Raw genomic sequence first — 12,811 nt, forward strand, 5'->3', positions numbered from 1 at the left:
GGCCGCTAGGAGACCGTGGCCCGCAGGAAGTCCACGGTGCGCGACCACGCCAGCTTGGCGGACTCGTCGTCGTAGGTGCCCAGCCGGTCCTTGTCGTTGTGGAAGGCGTGGCCGGCTGGGTAGTAGAAGAACTGGACGTCGACCCCGGCCTCGTCCCGGATCTGCTGCTCGAGCGCGCGGGCGGCGTCCGCCGGGTAGAAGGCGTCCTGCTCGCCGTAGTGGCCCTGCACCGCCGCCCGAAGCCCGCGGAACTCGTCCGGCACGCCCTGACCCACGCCGTAGAACGGCACTACAGCACTGACCTTCTCGCCCTGTTGGGCGGCCAGCAGCAGAGCGAAGCCGCCACCCATGCAGAACCCGACGACGCCGACCGTGGACGACGACACCCCCTCGTGCCCGAGCAGGAAACCGACCGCACCGCTCAGGTCGCGGGCCGCCTGCTCGACGGGCAGCGCACTCATCATGGCGCCGGCCTCGTCGGAGTCGTGCGTGGTGCGTCCGCCGAAAAGGTCTGGAGCCAGGATGGTGAAGCCCTCGGCAGCCAGCCGGTCGCAGATGTCGACGATGTGGTCGTCCAGTCCCCACCACTCCTGGACGACGATGACGCCCGGGCCGGTGCCGGCGGGCGGGGTGGCCAGGTAGCCGTGCGCCTGGTCGCCGTTGCTGGCGAAGGTCACGTTCTGGCGCGGGTTCTCAGCGTGGGAGTCAGCCATGCGCTGATGCTAGCCAGCCGCACCGGATGCGGCGCCCGCAGCGGTCCCTAGAGTTGCGCCATGACCATCGAGAGCCGCCGTCGTCCGCGTGTCGTGGTGGTCGGGGGCGGGTTCGCCGGGCTCGCCGCGGTCCGCCAGCTCAGCGTCGCGGACGTCGACGTCCTGCTGATCGACCGCAACGGCTACAACACGTTCCAGCCGCTGCTCTACCAGGTGGCGACCGGCGGGCTGAACCCCGGCGACGTGACCTTCGCGCTGCGCGCGTTCACCAGCCGGTTCCGCAACGCGGACTTCCTGCGCGGCGCCGTGACGAAGGTGGACGCCGACGCGAAGGTCGTGCACCTCGACCAGCACGAGCCCATCGAGTACGACTACCTGGTGGTCGCCTGCGGGGTCACCGCGAACTACTTCGGCATCCCCGGCGCCCAGGAGCACGCCCTGGCGATCTACACCCGAGCCGGAGCCATCGCGACCCGCGACCGGGTGCTCACCGCGATCGAGAACGCCAACCAGAAGGTCGCCGGCGCCCCTGAGCCGACGATCGTCGTGGTCGGCGGCGGCGCGACCGGGGTGGAGATGGCCGGCGCGCTCGCCGAGCTGCGCAACGCGGCGGTGCCGATCGCGTACCGCCAGCTCGACCCGCAGCGGGTGCGCATCATCCTGGTCGAGATGGTCGATCACGTGCTCGGCCCGTTCCACCCGAAGCTGCGCGCGTACGCCGCCAAGCAGCTGCGCAAGCGCGGGGTCGAGCTGCGGCTGAGCACCTCGTTGAAGGAGGTCCGCGAGGACTGCGTCATGGTCGAGGGCCCCGGCGGCGAGCAGGACCAGATCGAGTGCGCGGTCGTGGTGTGGGCCACCGGGATCACCGCCGGACCGATCGTCGGCGGCTGGGGGCTGCCCACCGGTCGGGGTGGGCGCATCGAGGTCGGCGCGGACCTACGCGTCGCAGGCCATCCCGAGGTGTTCGCGGTCGGCGACGTCGCGCTCGACCCCGAGGGCCTCGCTCAGGTCGCGCAGCCCGCGATCCAGGGCGGCAAGCATGCGGGGGTGCAGATCCGACGGCTGCTGGCCGGGGCGCCGACCGAGCCGTTCAAGTACTTCGACAAGGGCACGATGGCCACGATCGGGCGAAGCGACGCGGTCGTGCAGTTCCCGTTCGGGCTTCGACTGCGCGGGCTGGTGGCCTGGCTCGCCTGGCTGGGCCTGCACATCATCGAGCTGATGGGGGGCCGCAACCGGCTGGCCACCCTGATCAACCTGTCGGTGCGGTACTTCTCCTGGCCGCGCAGCCTGAACATCGTCGTGGGCGATCCTGCTGACTGACGGTCACGATTCGGCTGCACAGCGACATGTACCTGTCGGTAACGGCCCGGACAGGGCATGCTGGGAGAATGAACGTACGCGCAACTGGGGGCCGCAGAGTCATACCAGGGAGTCCGTTCAACCGGCCAGACGAGCAGCTTCCTGCCGAGATCTTCGAAATCGGTGACCAGGTGTGTCACGACCGACACGGTCTCGGCAAGGTGTTGCAGATCAGCGACGGCTCGGAGCTGGTGGCCGACTTCGGCACCACGGTGCGGCGGATCCAACTTCCGTGCACCAAGTTGACCAAACTCTGACCGTCAGGCTCACATCGCAGGGGACCGAGCACGCCGGCGCACTCGCGCCGACGGACGATCGAGCACGCCTGGCCGCTGTCGGTGGCCCGTGCCAGGGTGATTGGCATGAGCACCCACGAAACCCCCTGGCCCACGGGAACGCCCTGCTGGGTCGAGCTGTCCTCTGACGACCCCGCAGCGGCGAACGCGTTCTACTCCGGCCTGTTCGGCTGGGACGTCCAGGTCGCCGGTCCCGAGTTCGGCGGCTACGGCGTCGCCCGGGTGGACGGCCACCGGGTCGCGGGCATCGGCGGCAAGATGGGCGACGGCGACCAACCCACTGCCTGGACGACGTACCTGGCCTCGGACGACGTCGACGCGACCGCCGCGGCGGTCGCCCAGCATGGCGGGCAGGTCCTCGCGCCGCCCATGGACGTCGGCGACCTGGGCCGGATGATCATCGGCCTCGACCCGGCCGGTGCCAGCTTCGGTGTCTGGCAGTCCGGGTCCAACACCGGCGTCGGGCTGGTCAACCAGCCCGGCGGGGTGGTCTGGAACGAGCACACCAGCAACGACTTCGCGGCCGCCAAGTCGTTCTACTCCGCCGTGTTCGGGCTCCGGGTCGAGTCGATGGAGGGCGCCCCGGCCGACCTGGAGTACGCCGTCCTGGCGCGCTCCGGCGGCCAGATGGTGGGCAGCCTTGGCAAGACGGGTATCGGCACCTCGCTCGACGACCCGCCGAACTGGTTGATCTACTTCGGGGTCGCCGATGCAGATGCCACCGCGGCCAAGGCCGTCGAGCTGGGTGGCGCAGTTCTGGAGGGGCCGCGGGAGTCGGCGTACGGGCAGCTGGCCGTGGTCGCCGGCCCGGAGGGCGAGCACTTCGTGGTGGTCCAGACGGCCCCCGAGGGCTACGGGCACTCCGACGGGCCAGACGCGCAGAGCATCGACTGAGCGGGTGCGCGAGGCGGCTTCGGCGTCTGGGACCATGGGGCACGTGACCTCGACGCCCCCCAGCACCGACCCTGCCCGCCGCTCCCAGACGCCCCTGGCGGACGCCGGGATCGCCCTCGGTGCGCTGGACGGCCGCTATCGCGCAGCCGTCGCGCCGCTGGTCGAGCACCTGTCCGAGGCGGCGCTGAACCGCGAGCGGGTCCGGGTCGAGGTCGAGTGGCTGGCCCACCTCGCCGCGGTCGACGCGGTGCCCGGCGCCCGGGCGCTGACCGAGCCCGAGCTCGCACGGCTGCGCGCCGTCGTGCAGGACTTCGGCGCGGACGACGTCGCCGAGCTGGCCGAGATCGAGCGCGAGACTGTGCACGACGTCAAGGCCGTCGAGTACTACCTGAAGCGTCGGATGGCGGGGACGTCGCTGGCCGACCTCACCGAGCTCGTGCACTTCTGCTGCACCAGCGAGGACATCAACAACCTGTCGTACGCGCTGATGGTGCGCGGCGCAGTGCAACAGGTGTGGCTGCCGGCTGCGGGCCAGCTCGTCGACCAGGTCGCCGCGATGGCGACCGAGCTGCGCGACGTCCCGATGCTGGCCCGCACCCACGGCCAGCCGGCGACGCCCACCACGCTCGGCAAGGAGCTCGCCGTCCTCGCCCACCGGCTGCGCCGCCAGCTGGCGCGGATCGAGCGTGCCGAGTACCTGGGCAAGCTCAACGGGGCGACCGGCACGTACGGCGCGCACCAGGCCGCCGTACCCGGCGCCGACTGGGTCGAGGTCTCCCGCACCTTCGTGGAGCAGCTCGGGCTGACCTGGAACCCGCTGACCACCCAGATCGAGTCGCACGACTGGCAGGCCGAGCTCTACTCCGACGTCGCCCGGTTCAACCGAGTGCTGCACAACCTGTGCACCGACGTGTGGACCTACATCTCGCTGGGATACTTCGTGCAGGTGCGCGGCCAGGGCACGGTCGGATCGTCGACCATGCCGCACAAGGTCAACCCGATCCGCTTCGAGAACGCCGAAGCCAACCTCGAGATCTCCGGGGCTCTGCTCGACGTGCTGGCCCAGACCCTGGTCACCAGCCGGCTGCAGCGCGACCTCACCGACTCCTCGACCCAGCGCAACATCGGCACCGCCTTCGGCCACTCGTTGCTCGCCATCGACAACGTGCAGCGCGGGCTGTTCGGGCTGGACGCCGCGCCCGAGGCGATGGCCCGCGACCTGGACGCGAACTGGGAGGTGCTCGGCGAGGCCGTCCAGTCGGCGATGCGTGCCGCCGGGATCGCCGGGACGCCCGGCATGGACGAGCCTTACGAGCGGCTGAAGGAGCTCACTCGTGGACGGCGCGTGGACGGCGCAGCCATGCGCGAGTTCGTCGCCGGCCTGGGGCTACCCGACGACGTCGCGGCCCGGCTGACCGCCATGACCCCGGCCACCTATACCGGCCTGGCCTCGGCCCTGGTCGACCACCTCGACTGAGCGGTCAGCCCGACTATCAGATGGTGACGGAGCCCTCAGATGGTGACGGAGCCGGCCGCGGTGTCGAAGCGGCAGGCCAGCAGGCCCGGCGTCCCGTGCGGCGCAAGGAACTCGAACTCGACCTCCTGCGACGTGTAGCCGGCCGGCAGCCCGAGCCAGTCCGTCACCCGACGCGGGTCACCGGCGATCTGCAGGCACGACAGCCGAACCACAGTCCGGCCTGAGGCCGACGGGTGAAGGTCCGCCTCGACCTCCCACTGCACCAGGTACGGCAGCTGCGGGTCGGAGATCAGCCCCTTGACGCCGATCTGCCTCCAGCGCAGCTCCACGCCGTCTGGACGGTGCCGGTTGCCCTGCGCGGCCTCGCGCCCGAGGCGTTCCTCGGCCGGCGTCAGGTCGTCGACGGCAACCACCCACCCGAGCCAGCCGCCGCCGTCCTCGCTGCGCGCCCGCACGGCCTGCCCGAAGGGTGCCTTGTCGGACGCCGGGTGATCGAGCACCTCTACGACCTCGAGGTAGCGGCCCTCGGCGAGCGGCAGGATCATGTTGCGCGTGCCGAACCGTGGGTGGACCCCACCGTCCACTGCTTCAACGCCGAGTGCGTCCGAAAGGCGTTGCGCGGTCTCGCGCAGACCGCCCTGCTCTGCGGCGTAGGACACGTGGTCGACTCGCATGCTGGAAGCGTGCCACACGCGTTGCGAACCCTGACGGGCAGGTCCGCAGATCGCCCAATGGGCTCAGCGGCGGGCCGCCAGGAACGTCGCGAAGCGGTCGATCGCGTCCCGCAGGTCCTCCACGTGCGGCAGCGTGACGATCCGCAGGTGGTCCGGGTCGGGCCAGTTGAAGCCGGTGCCCTGCACCAGCAGCAGGTGCTGCTCGCGCAGCAGCTCGAGAACCAGCCGCTGGTCGTCCTTGATCGGGTAGACCTCGGGGTCCAACCGCGGGAACAGGTACAGCGCCCCCTTCGGGCGCACGCAGCTGACGCCGGGAATCTCCTCCAGCAGCGCCAGTGCAGTGTCCCGCTGGTCGCGCAGCCGGCCGCCCGGCAGCACGAGCGACTCCAGCCCGTGGTCGCCGCCCAGCGCGGTCGCGACCGCGTGCTGGGCCGGCACGTTCGCGCACAGCCGCATGTTGGCCAGGATGGTCAGACCCTCGATGTACGAGCGGGCGCGCTCAGTCGGCCCCGACACCACCAGCCAGCCGGACCGGAACCCGGCCAGCCGGTACGCCTTGGACAACCCGTTGAAAGTCAGGCACAGCACATCCGGCGCCAGCGAGGCGGTCGCGACGTGCACCGCGTCGTCGTACAGGATCTGGTCGTAGATCTCGTCGCTGAACAGCACCAGCCCGTTCGTGCGGGCCAGCTCGACGATCCCCTCGAGCACCGGCAGGCCGTAGACCGCACCGGTGGGGTTGTTGGGGTTGATCACCACGACGCCGCGGGTGCGCGGCCCGATCTTGGCGGCCAGGTCGTCCAGGTCGGGCTGCCAGCCCTCGCCCTCGTCGCAGCGGTAGTGCACGGGCCGGCCACCGGCGAGCGAGACGGCTGCCGTCCACAGCGGGTAGTCCGGCGTCGGGATCAGCACCTCGTCCCCGTCGTCCAGCAGCGCCTGCAGCGCCATCACGATGAGCTCGCTGACCCCGTTGCCCAAGTAGACGTCGTCCACGTCGATGCCCTCCACGCCCTTGGCGTGGTGGTACTGGACGACGGCCCGACGGGCCGAGACCAGGCCCTGGGAGTCGCAGTAGCCCTGGGCCGTCGGCAGTGCGGCGACCACGTCGGCCAGGATGCCCTCGGGCGCATCGAAGCCGAACGGCGCGGGGTTGCCGATGTTGAGCTTGAGGATCCGGTGGCCCTCGCGCTCCAGCCGTTGGGCCTCAGCCAGCACCGGGCCGCGGATGTCGTAGCAGACGTCGGCGAGCTTGCGCGATTGCAGGACGGTCACCGGCCCAGTGTTCCAGCCGGGCCGGCACACGCGTACGGCGCGTCTTGGACCCCTTCAAGCCCCGGGGGTGCCCGGACACGGCTAACGTGGGACGCGGGGTGGAGCGGTCCGCCGGGCCGAGCCATCGCGGGCGAGGAGCCAGGATGACCGTGCGCGTGGTGCCGGCCGCCGAGCCGCCTACGGGCGAGCCGGTCGGCAACTGGCCGCTGCGCCCCGACGCGAGCAGCGCCCGGCTGGCACGACGGCTGGTCACCCAGGCGATGGACGGCGCTCAGGAGCCCGCACTGCGCCGGGCGGCCCTGGTCACCAGCGAGCTGGTGGCCAACAGCGTGCGGCACGCGCGCGGCGGGATGTCGCTCGCACTGAACCGGCTCAACGGCGGCTGGCTGGTGACCGTGGCCGACGACAGCAGCGCGCCGCCGCAGATGCGGGACAACGGGCCGCTGTCCGAGAACGGGCGCGGCATGCTCATCGTGGCCCGGGTCAGCGAGCAGCTGGGGTGGTCCCGCACGCCCACCGGCAAGGTGGTCTGGGCGCGCTTCGACGACCGCTGAGCCGCCTCAGCCTCGCAAGCCTGCGCGACCGGTGACCGGCCGGTGGTTTCGGCGAGCGTCGATTCCGCGATGGTTGCAGACGTCGTTGCAGCGAACTGGTGGTGATCACCCCCGCGCGGGTGCAACCACGGCTGCAACGACTCGGCCAGCAGTGCCCGCGCTCGTCGGGCCGCCGGGGCGCGACGCCGTCCGGAGCGCGGCCACCGTAGGGTCAGCCGGGTGAGTGACCCGGACGACGTCGACGTACCGCTGCTGGACGCGCTCGCCGAGCGCGACCTGGTGTTCGTGCGCGAGGACCAGCGGCACAGCTTGGTCGTCGATCACGAGGGACGGCGGGTGATGGTGGCCTTCACCGACCGGGAGGTGCTGGCCACCTGGTGGGTGCAGCGCGGAGCCCCGGAGTCCGAGCCCCCGCCGATCGCCGAGATGCCGTTCCGGCAGATGGTCGCGCTGTGGGCCGTCGAGGGCGTCGACCTGCTGGTCGACCCCGGCCCCGGCGGCGGCGTGCTCGTGTCGATCGCCGCCGCCCGCCGGCACCTGGGCTACGGGCCGCTGGTGCCAGAGCCGGACTCCACCGAACCGTTGCCGTTCGTCGGGTTCAGCGGCGGCAGACAGTCAGTGCGGGTGCCGCTCGTGCTGCTGGCTGCGTGCGCCGGGCTGCTGCTGATCGGACTGACCGGTGGCTCAGCGTGGCTGCTGCTGGTGGCGGTGCTCGGCGTGGTCGCTGCCGTGGGGCTGGGGAACCGGGCCTTCGCCGAGCTGAGGCAGGCGCGGCGCGCGACCCGCCGGTTGTCCAGGTCGCAGCGGCTCCAGCGCGAGCAGCGCGGGCGGGACCAGCAGGACGACGCGAGCTAGCCGTTCAGCCGACGGGCAGTCCGTAGGTGCGCGTCACGGTGAACCGCAGCACGAGCCGCTGCTCGGCGACCATCGCGGCCCGGAACTCCGCCCAGTCCGGGTGCTCGCCGTTGAGCGTGCGGTAGTGCTCGACCAGCTCCTCCACCACGGCGTCGTCCGGCTGCTGAGCGACCGGTCCGACCTCGGCGTCCCCCTCGGCGACGACGTAGGGGCGCAGGTGCTCGGTGGTGGCCAGCAGGCTGACCCGCGGGTCGCGCCGGGCGTTCGCCGTCTTGGCCAGCGGCGACCGCGTGGAGATCCGGACCAGCGCGGTCGCCGGGTCGCAGTGGTACGACACGACCGACAGCTGGGCTCGTCCGTCCCGCTTGAGAGTGGTCAGGACGCCACGCCGCAGCTGGGCGAGCAGCGCCAGCTGGGCGTTCGGCTGGTCCATAGGCCCATCCTCATGCCCGACCTGGCCGCCCACAACCCCACCAGCCCGCCGTCCGCCGTCCGCCGTCCGAAGTTGATCACGTTAGGTGTGTCGACACCTGCTTCCCCAGGTGTCTACGCCTCGAGAAGCGGGTCTTCGCACACTTAACGTGATCAACATCCCGATCGGGTCAGAAGAGGAGGTCGGCCTCAAGGTCGAGCAGCAGACGCTTGCGCTGCAGACCACCGCCGAAGCCGGTCAGCGAGCCGTCGGCGCCGATCACCCGATGGCACGGGATGACGACCGGGATGGGGTTCGAACCGTTGGCCGAACCGACCGCGCGCGCTGCTTCCGGCCCCAGTCCCAGCTTGGACGCGACGTCCCCGTAGGACCAGGTCGTGCCGTACGGGATCTGGGTGAGCACGTGCCAGACCCGGCGCTGGAAGTCGCTGCCAGGAGGGTCCAACGGCACGTCGAAGGCCTCGCGCTCCCCGGCGAAGTACTCCGCGAGCTCATCGGACAGCCGCGCGAACAGCGGGTGGTCGTCGTCCCGCTCCGGGTGGCCCAGGCGCTCCAGCAGCCCGTCGTGCGGGGTGAAGTAGAGGCCGGCCAGCGCGTCCCCGTCGGCGACCGCGAGCAGATCGTCGACGGGCGAGCCGATCACGGTCCAGACGGTCATGCCTCAGCCTGACGCACACCGGTGACAACCGGCTCGGTCGGACGCCGGACCCGGCGCGAGATCGCCACGCCGACCAGGCAGACCGCGCCGCCGACCAGCGCCCAGCCCGCTGGGGTCTCGCCGAGCAGGGCCCAGCCGAGCACGATCGTCAGCGGGGGCACCAGATAGGTCGTCGACCCCAGTCGCCCCGCCGTGCTGCGGGCCAGCGCGTACGCCCAGGTGGTGAACGCGACCGCGGTCGGCATCACCCCCAGGTAGACCACCCAGCCGAGCGCAGAGAGTCCGGCTGCATGCAGGTCGTGCCAGAGCGCCCCAGCGAACGGCAGCGCGCACAGTCCGCCGATCGTGCACGCGATCCAGGTCACCTCGAGGGCCGGCAGGCTCGCCAGCAACGGCTTCTGCGCGATCACGCTGACCGCGTAGGCGGCTGCCGCACCGACGCAGAGCACGACGCCCCACGCGTCGGCCGTGTGCACCGCCCCCGGTGACGAAGACGAGACCCCGATCAGCACCACGCCGGCGAAGGCGACCAAGCTGCCGACCAGCAGCCGCTGCGGGAAGCCTTCACCGAGCAGCAGCCCAGCCAGTACGGCGATCATGATCGGCCCGACATTGACCAGCATCGCGGCCGTACCGGCGTCCAGTCGCTGCTCGGCGGCGTTCAGCGCGACGTTGTAGGCGCCGAACCAGAGCACCCCGACGATCGCCAGCCGGAGCCACTGCCCGCGGGTCGGCCGGACCACCGCGACCGGCCCCCGCAGGTGCCGGACCACCAGCAACGCCCCCAGCACCACGCTGGCCACCACGCATCGTCCGAGCGTCAGCGCACCCGGCGAGACCTGGTCGCCGACGTGCCGGATCGCCACGAACGCGGACGCCCAGAGCAGCACGGTCACCGAGATCGCAAAGATCGGGGTGAGCCGGCCGCGCAGCCCGGCGCCGGACGAGGGGGTGGCCTGGGAGGTCGTGGTTGCCATACCTGGAGAACGCGTGGGCGCGACGTTTCGTGAGGTGCCCGGGCTCAGCAAACCGGTCCGGCGCCGAGCTCGTACTCCCAGCCCTCCTGCCAGACGAACTCCTGCGCCAGGAGCTGCTCCAACGACCGGCCGAGCAGCCCCACCTCCAGCCCGTAGCGGGTCGCGACGTGCCCGATGACGAGCACCCGGCGACCGTCCCAGCGGGTCGGCAGGTCGGCCAGGAACCGGCCGACCCGGACTACCGCCTGCCGCCAGCTCTCCCCACCCGGGTAGGGCTGGTCGAGGTGGTCGACGCGGTCACCGAGCACGGTCGCCCGGTCGCGGCCGTTCCAATCGCCGTAGTCGCACTCACGCAGCCGCCAGTCGGCGAGCACGGGCAACTCGTCGCTAAACGCGACCTGCGTCGTCTCGCCGGCCCGGGCCAGGTCGGAGGTGAACACCGCTGCCAGGCCGTCCGGACGTCGGCGCCGACCGAGCTCGCGGGCCTGCTCGCGACCCACGGCGGACAGCTCACCCGGCAGCCACCCGGTGGCCAGACCGCGTTCGTTGTCCAGCGTGGTGGCATGGGTCTCGAACACGATGCTGACCGCCACGTGGTCACGCTATGGCAATGCCATGGCGATATACCTCAACTGCCCGGGTTCCGCAGCCGATGAAACGTTCGTGCGCACCGACCAGCGAAGGCCCGCCTCGGTCGGCCGGGTCTTCGCCTCGTTCGCCGCGATCATGCTTGTCGTCGTGGCGGCCATGGGCGTGCTCCTGGGCACGTCGCTGCGCTCCGGCGCCGAGGACCGCGCGCTCAGCGCGGCCAGGGTGCGGGCGCAGATCATCGCCGCATCGGCCATCGAGCCGGCCCTTGACGGCCACCCCGCCGCCGCAGACCTGGCACCCACGACCATCCGGGCCCTGACGACGGTGACCGACCAGCTGACCGCGGAGAGCCAGGTGCTGCGGCTGCGGGTCCGCTCCCCGCAGGGCCGGGTGGTCTTCTCGGACGACGGGTCCGGCTTCACCGGCGAGATCGACGACGAGGCGCTCGAGGCCGCCGAAGGCCATGTCGAGGCGCACCTGACCCGGCTGAACGCCGACGACGACGACACCGGTGCGGTGGGACCGCGCGCCGTGGAGGTCTACGAGCCCCTGCACGCGGGTGGCTCGGTCATCGGCGTCCTCGAGCTCTACGTGCCCTACGCGCCGATCGCGGCCGAGGTGCAGGCCGGCTACAAGCGGCTGTACCGCGACCTGACCATCGGCCTGGTGGCCCTGTACCTGGTGCTGCTCGGCCTCACCCTGACGACGACCCGGCGACTGCGGCAGAGCGCCCGCGGGAACGCCTACCTGGCCGACCACGACCCGCTGACCGACCTGCCCAACCGGCGCGCGTTCCTGCGCGATCTCGACGAGGTCGCCCAGGACGCGACCCAGGACGGCGGCGCGGTCGCGGTCATCGACATGGCCAGGTTCAAGACGGTCAACGATTCGCTCGGACACCACAACGGGGACGCCCTGCTGCTGGCGCTGGGCGTCCGGCTGCGGGCGGCCGCCGGGCGTGACGACCTGCTCGCCCGGCTCGGCGGGGACGAGTTCGGCATCGTGCTGCCCACGGTGCGGGACGACGCGACGGCCGAGCGTGTGCTGCGTCGGGTGCTGCGCGAGCTGGGTGCCCCACTGCTGCTCTCTGGCATCGCGATCGAGCCGGAGGCTAGCGCCGGCTTCGCGATGATCGGGGTGGACGGGGCCGACGCGACCGCGCTGCTGCGCCGTGCGGACATCGCCCTGTCCACCGCCAAGGCCAGAGGCGCAGGCGTCGTCCGGTTCGACCCGGAGCAGGACCACTACGACCCGGAGCGGCTGGCCATGGTCGGAGAGCTCGGTCGTGCGATGGCCATGGACGAGCTCGTGCTGCACTTCCAGCCCAAGGTGTGCCTGGATACCGGCGCCTTGGTCGGCGCGGAGGCCCTGCTGCGCTGGCAGCACCCACGGCACGGCCTGCTCTACCCGGATGCGTTTCTGCCGCTGGCCGAGCAGACCGGTCTGATCGACCCGCTCACCGAGTGGGTGCTGGACCACGCGCTCGGCCAGGTGCGCTCGCTCGGCCTGCCCAAGCACGCGCGGATGTCGGTGAACATCTCGGCCCGCAACCTGGGGCAGCAGCAGTTCGCCACGCGGGTGCTGGACGCGTTGGGGCGTCGGGGGATCGAGTCCAGCCGCCTGGTGCTGGAGCTGACCGAGACCGCCGTGTTCGCCGACGTGCAGCGCGCCACGGCAGTGCTCGAGGAGCTCAGCGCCGCCGGCGTCGCGATCAGCCTGGACGACTTCGGTCAGGGGCAGACGTCCATCGGGCACTTGGCCAACCTGCACGTGCGCGAGCTGAAGATCGACCGCGCCTACGTGCGCGACATGCTGACCGACGACCGGCACGCCGCCATCGTCCGCTCACTGATCGAGCTCGCGCACAACCTCGCGTTGACCGTCGTCGCGGAGGGCATCGAGGACGATGAGACGCGGGAGGCGCTGCGCGAGCTCGGTTGCGACGAGGGCCAGGGCTACGGCCTGGCCCGCCCGATGCCGGCCGCCGCGATGATCGAGTGGATCAAGCGCCACGAGGTCGAGCAGGCCCTGCGCTGAGTCAGCACGAGCCAGCCA

At 71.6% G+C, this 12,811-nt stretch carries 13 protein-coding genes; 6 read left to right on the plus strand and 7 right to left on the minus strand.

Going from position 1 to position 12,811, the window contains the following annotated elements; translation table 11 throughout:
- Nucleotides 1-5: 5 nt before the first annotated feature.
- Nucleotides 6-713: a dienelactone hydrolase family protein gene (locus tag ACPPVT_RS22015; RefSeq protein ID WP_426564112.1), complete on the minus strand. Its 708-nt coding sequence runs from the start codon at nucleotides 711-713 to the stop codon at nucleotides 6-8.
- A gap of 60 nt (nucleotides 714-773) precedes the next feature.
- Between ACPPVT_RS22015 and ACPPVT_RS22020 the strand changes: the two genes are divergently transcribed.
- The 3 genes from ACPPVT_RS22020 (at nucleotide 774) to purB (ending at nucleotide 4,742) form a co-directional block, all read left to right on the plus strand.
- Nucleotides 774-2,036: an NAD(P)/FAD-dependent oxidoreductase gene (locus tag ACPPVT_RS22020; RefSeq protein WP_426564114.1), complete on the plus strand. Its 1,263-nt coding sequence runs from the start codon at nucleotides 774-776 to the stop codon at nucleotides 2,034-2,036.
- Between the two features lie 401 nt (nucleotides 2,037-2,437).
- Nucleotides 2,438-3,265: a VOC family protein gene (locus ACPPVT_RS22025; RefSeq protein ID WP_426564116.1), complete on the plus strand. Its 828-nt coding sequence runs from the start codon at nucleotides 2,438-2,440 to the stop codon at nucleotides 3,263-3,265.
- A gap of 34 nt (nucleotides 3,266-3,299) precedes the next feature.
- On the plus strand, nucleotides 3,300-4,742 hold the full coding sequence (gene purB, locus ACPPVT_RS22030; protein WP_426567236.1) for an adenylosuccinate lyase: 1,443 nt from the start codon (nucleotides 3,300-3,302) through the stop codon (nucleotides 4,740-4,742).
- A 35-nt stretch (nucleotides 4,743-4,777) separates the two neighbouring features.
- Here purB and ACPPVT_RS22035 read toward each other — a convergent pair whose 3' ends face one another.
- Both ACPPVT_RS22035 and ACPPVT_RS22040 read right to left on the minus strand, forming a co-directional pair.
- Entirely contained in the window at nucleotides 4,778-5,416 is a 639-nt protein-coding gene (locus tag ACPPVT_RS22035; protein ID WP_426564118.1) for a VOC family protein, read from the minus strand.
- A 63-nt stretch (nucleotides 5,417-5,479) separates the two neighbouring features.
- The gene (locus ACPPVT_RS22040; RefSeq protein WP_426564120.1) at nucleotides 5,480-6,688 is read right to left on the minus strand and encodes a pyridoxal phosphate-dependent aminotransferase; all 1,209 of its coding nucleotides are present in this window, start codon (nucleotides 6,686-6,688) and stop codon (nucleotides 5,480-5,482) included.
- A 143-nt stretch (nucleotides 6,689-6,831) separates the two neighbouring features.
- On the opposite strand from ACPPVT_RS22040, the gene ACPPVT_RS22045 reads away from it, so the two are divergent.
- Both ACPPVT_RS22045 and ACPPVT_RS22050 read left to right on the plus strand, forming a co-directional pair.
- On the plus strand, nucleotides 6,832-7,242 hold the full coding sequence (locus tag ACPPVT_RS22045; protein ID WP_426564122.1) for an ATP-binding protein: 411 nt from the start codon (nucleotides 6,832-6,834) through the stop codon (nucleotides 7,240-7,242).
- 219 nt (nucleotides 7,243-7,461) lie between these two features.
- The gene (locus ACPPVT_RS22050) at nucleotides 7,462-8,097 is read left to right on the plus strand and encodes an SseB family protein (protein WP_426564124.1); all 636 of its coding nucleotides are present in this window, start codon (nucleotides 7,462-7,464) and stop codon (nucleotides 8,095-8,097) included.
- 4 nt (nucleotides 8,098-8,101) lie between these two features.
- On the opposite strand, the gene ACPPVT_RS22055 is transcribed toward ACPPVT_RS22050, so the two are convergent.
- The 4 genes from ACPPVT_RS22055 to ACPPVT_RS22070 all read right to left on the minus strand — a co-directional run bounded on the left by ACPPVT_RS22055 (nucleotide 8,102) and on the right by ACPPVT_RS22070 (nucleotide 10,758).
- Nucleotides 8,102-8,530, minus strand: a complete 429-nt coding sequence (locus tag ACPPVT_RS22055) for a PPOX class F420-dependent oxidoreductase (RefSeq protein ID WP_426564126.1) — start codon at nucleotides 8,528-8,530, stop codon at nucleotides 8,102-8,104.
- 169 nt (nucleotides 8,531-8,699) lie between these two features.
- Entirely contained in the window at nucleotides 8,700-9,188 is a 489-nt protein-coding gene (locus tag ACPPVT_RS22060) for a methylated-DNA--[protein]-cysteine S-methyltransferase (RefSeq protein WP_426564128.1), read from the minus strand.
- Nucleotides 9,185-10,165 carry a DMT family transporter gene (locus tag ACPPVT_RS22065; RefSeq protein ID WP_426564130.1) on the minus strand — a complete coding sequence of 327 codons (981 nt, stop codon included), beginning with the start codon at nucleotides 10,163-10,165 and terminating at the stop codon, nucleotides 9,185-9,187. The genes ACPPVT_RS22060 and ACPPVT_RS22065 overlap by 4 nt, the downstream gene beginning before the upstream one ends.
- Before the next feature lie 44 nt (nucleotides 10,166-10,209).
- The gene (locus tag ACPPVT_RS22070) at nucleotides 10,210-10,758 is read right to left on the minus strand and encodes a histidine phosphatase family protein (protein WP_426564132.1); all 549 of its coding nucleotides are present in this window, start codon (nucleotides 10,756-10,758) and stop codon (nucleotides 10,210-10,212) included.
- Nucleotides 10,759-10,828: 70 nt separating this feature from the next.
- Here ACPPVT_RS22070 and ACPPVT_RS22075 point away from each other — a divergent pair, with 70 nt between their 5' ends.
- Entirely contained in the window at nucleotides 10,829-12,793 is a 1,965-nt protein-coding gene (locus tag ACPPVT_RS22075) for a putative bifunctional diguanylate cyclase/phosphodiesterase (protein ID WP_426564134.1), read from the plus strand.
- Nucleotides 12,794-12,811: the final 18 nt, after the last annotated feature.

It is taken from the genome of Angustibacter sp. McL0619 (assembly GCF_049994355.1).
Lineage (GTDB): Bacteria > Actinomycetota > Actinomycetes > Actinomycetales > Angustibacteraceae > Angustibacter.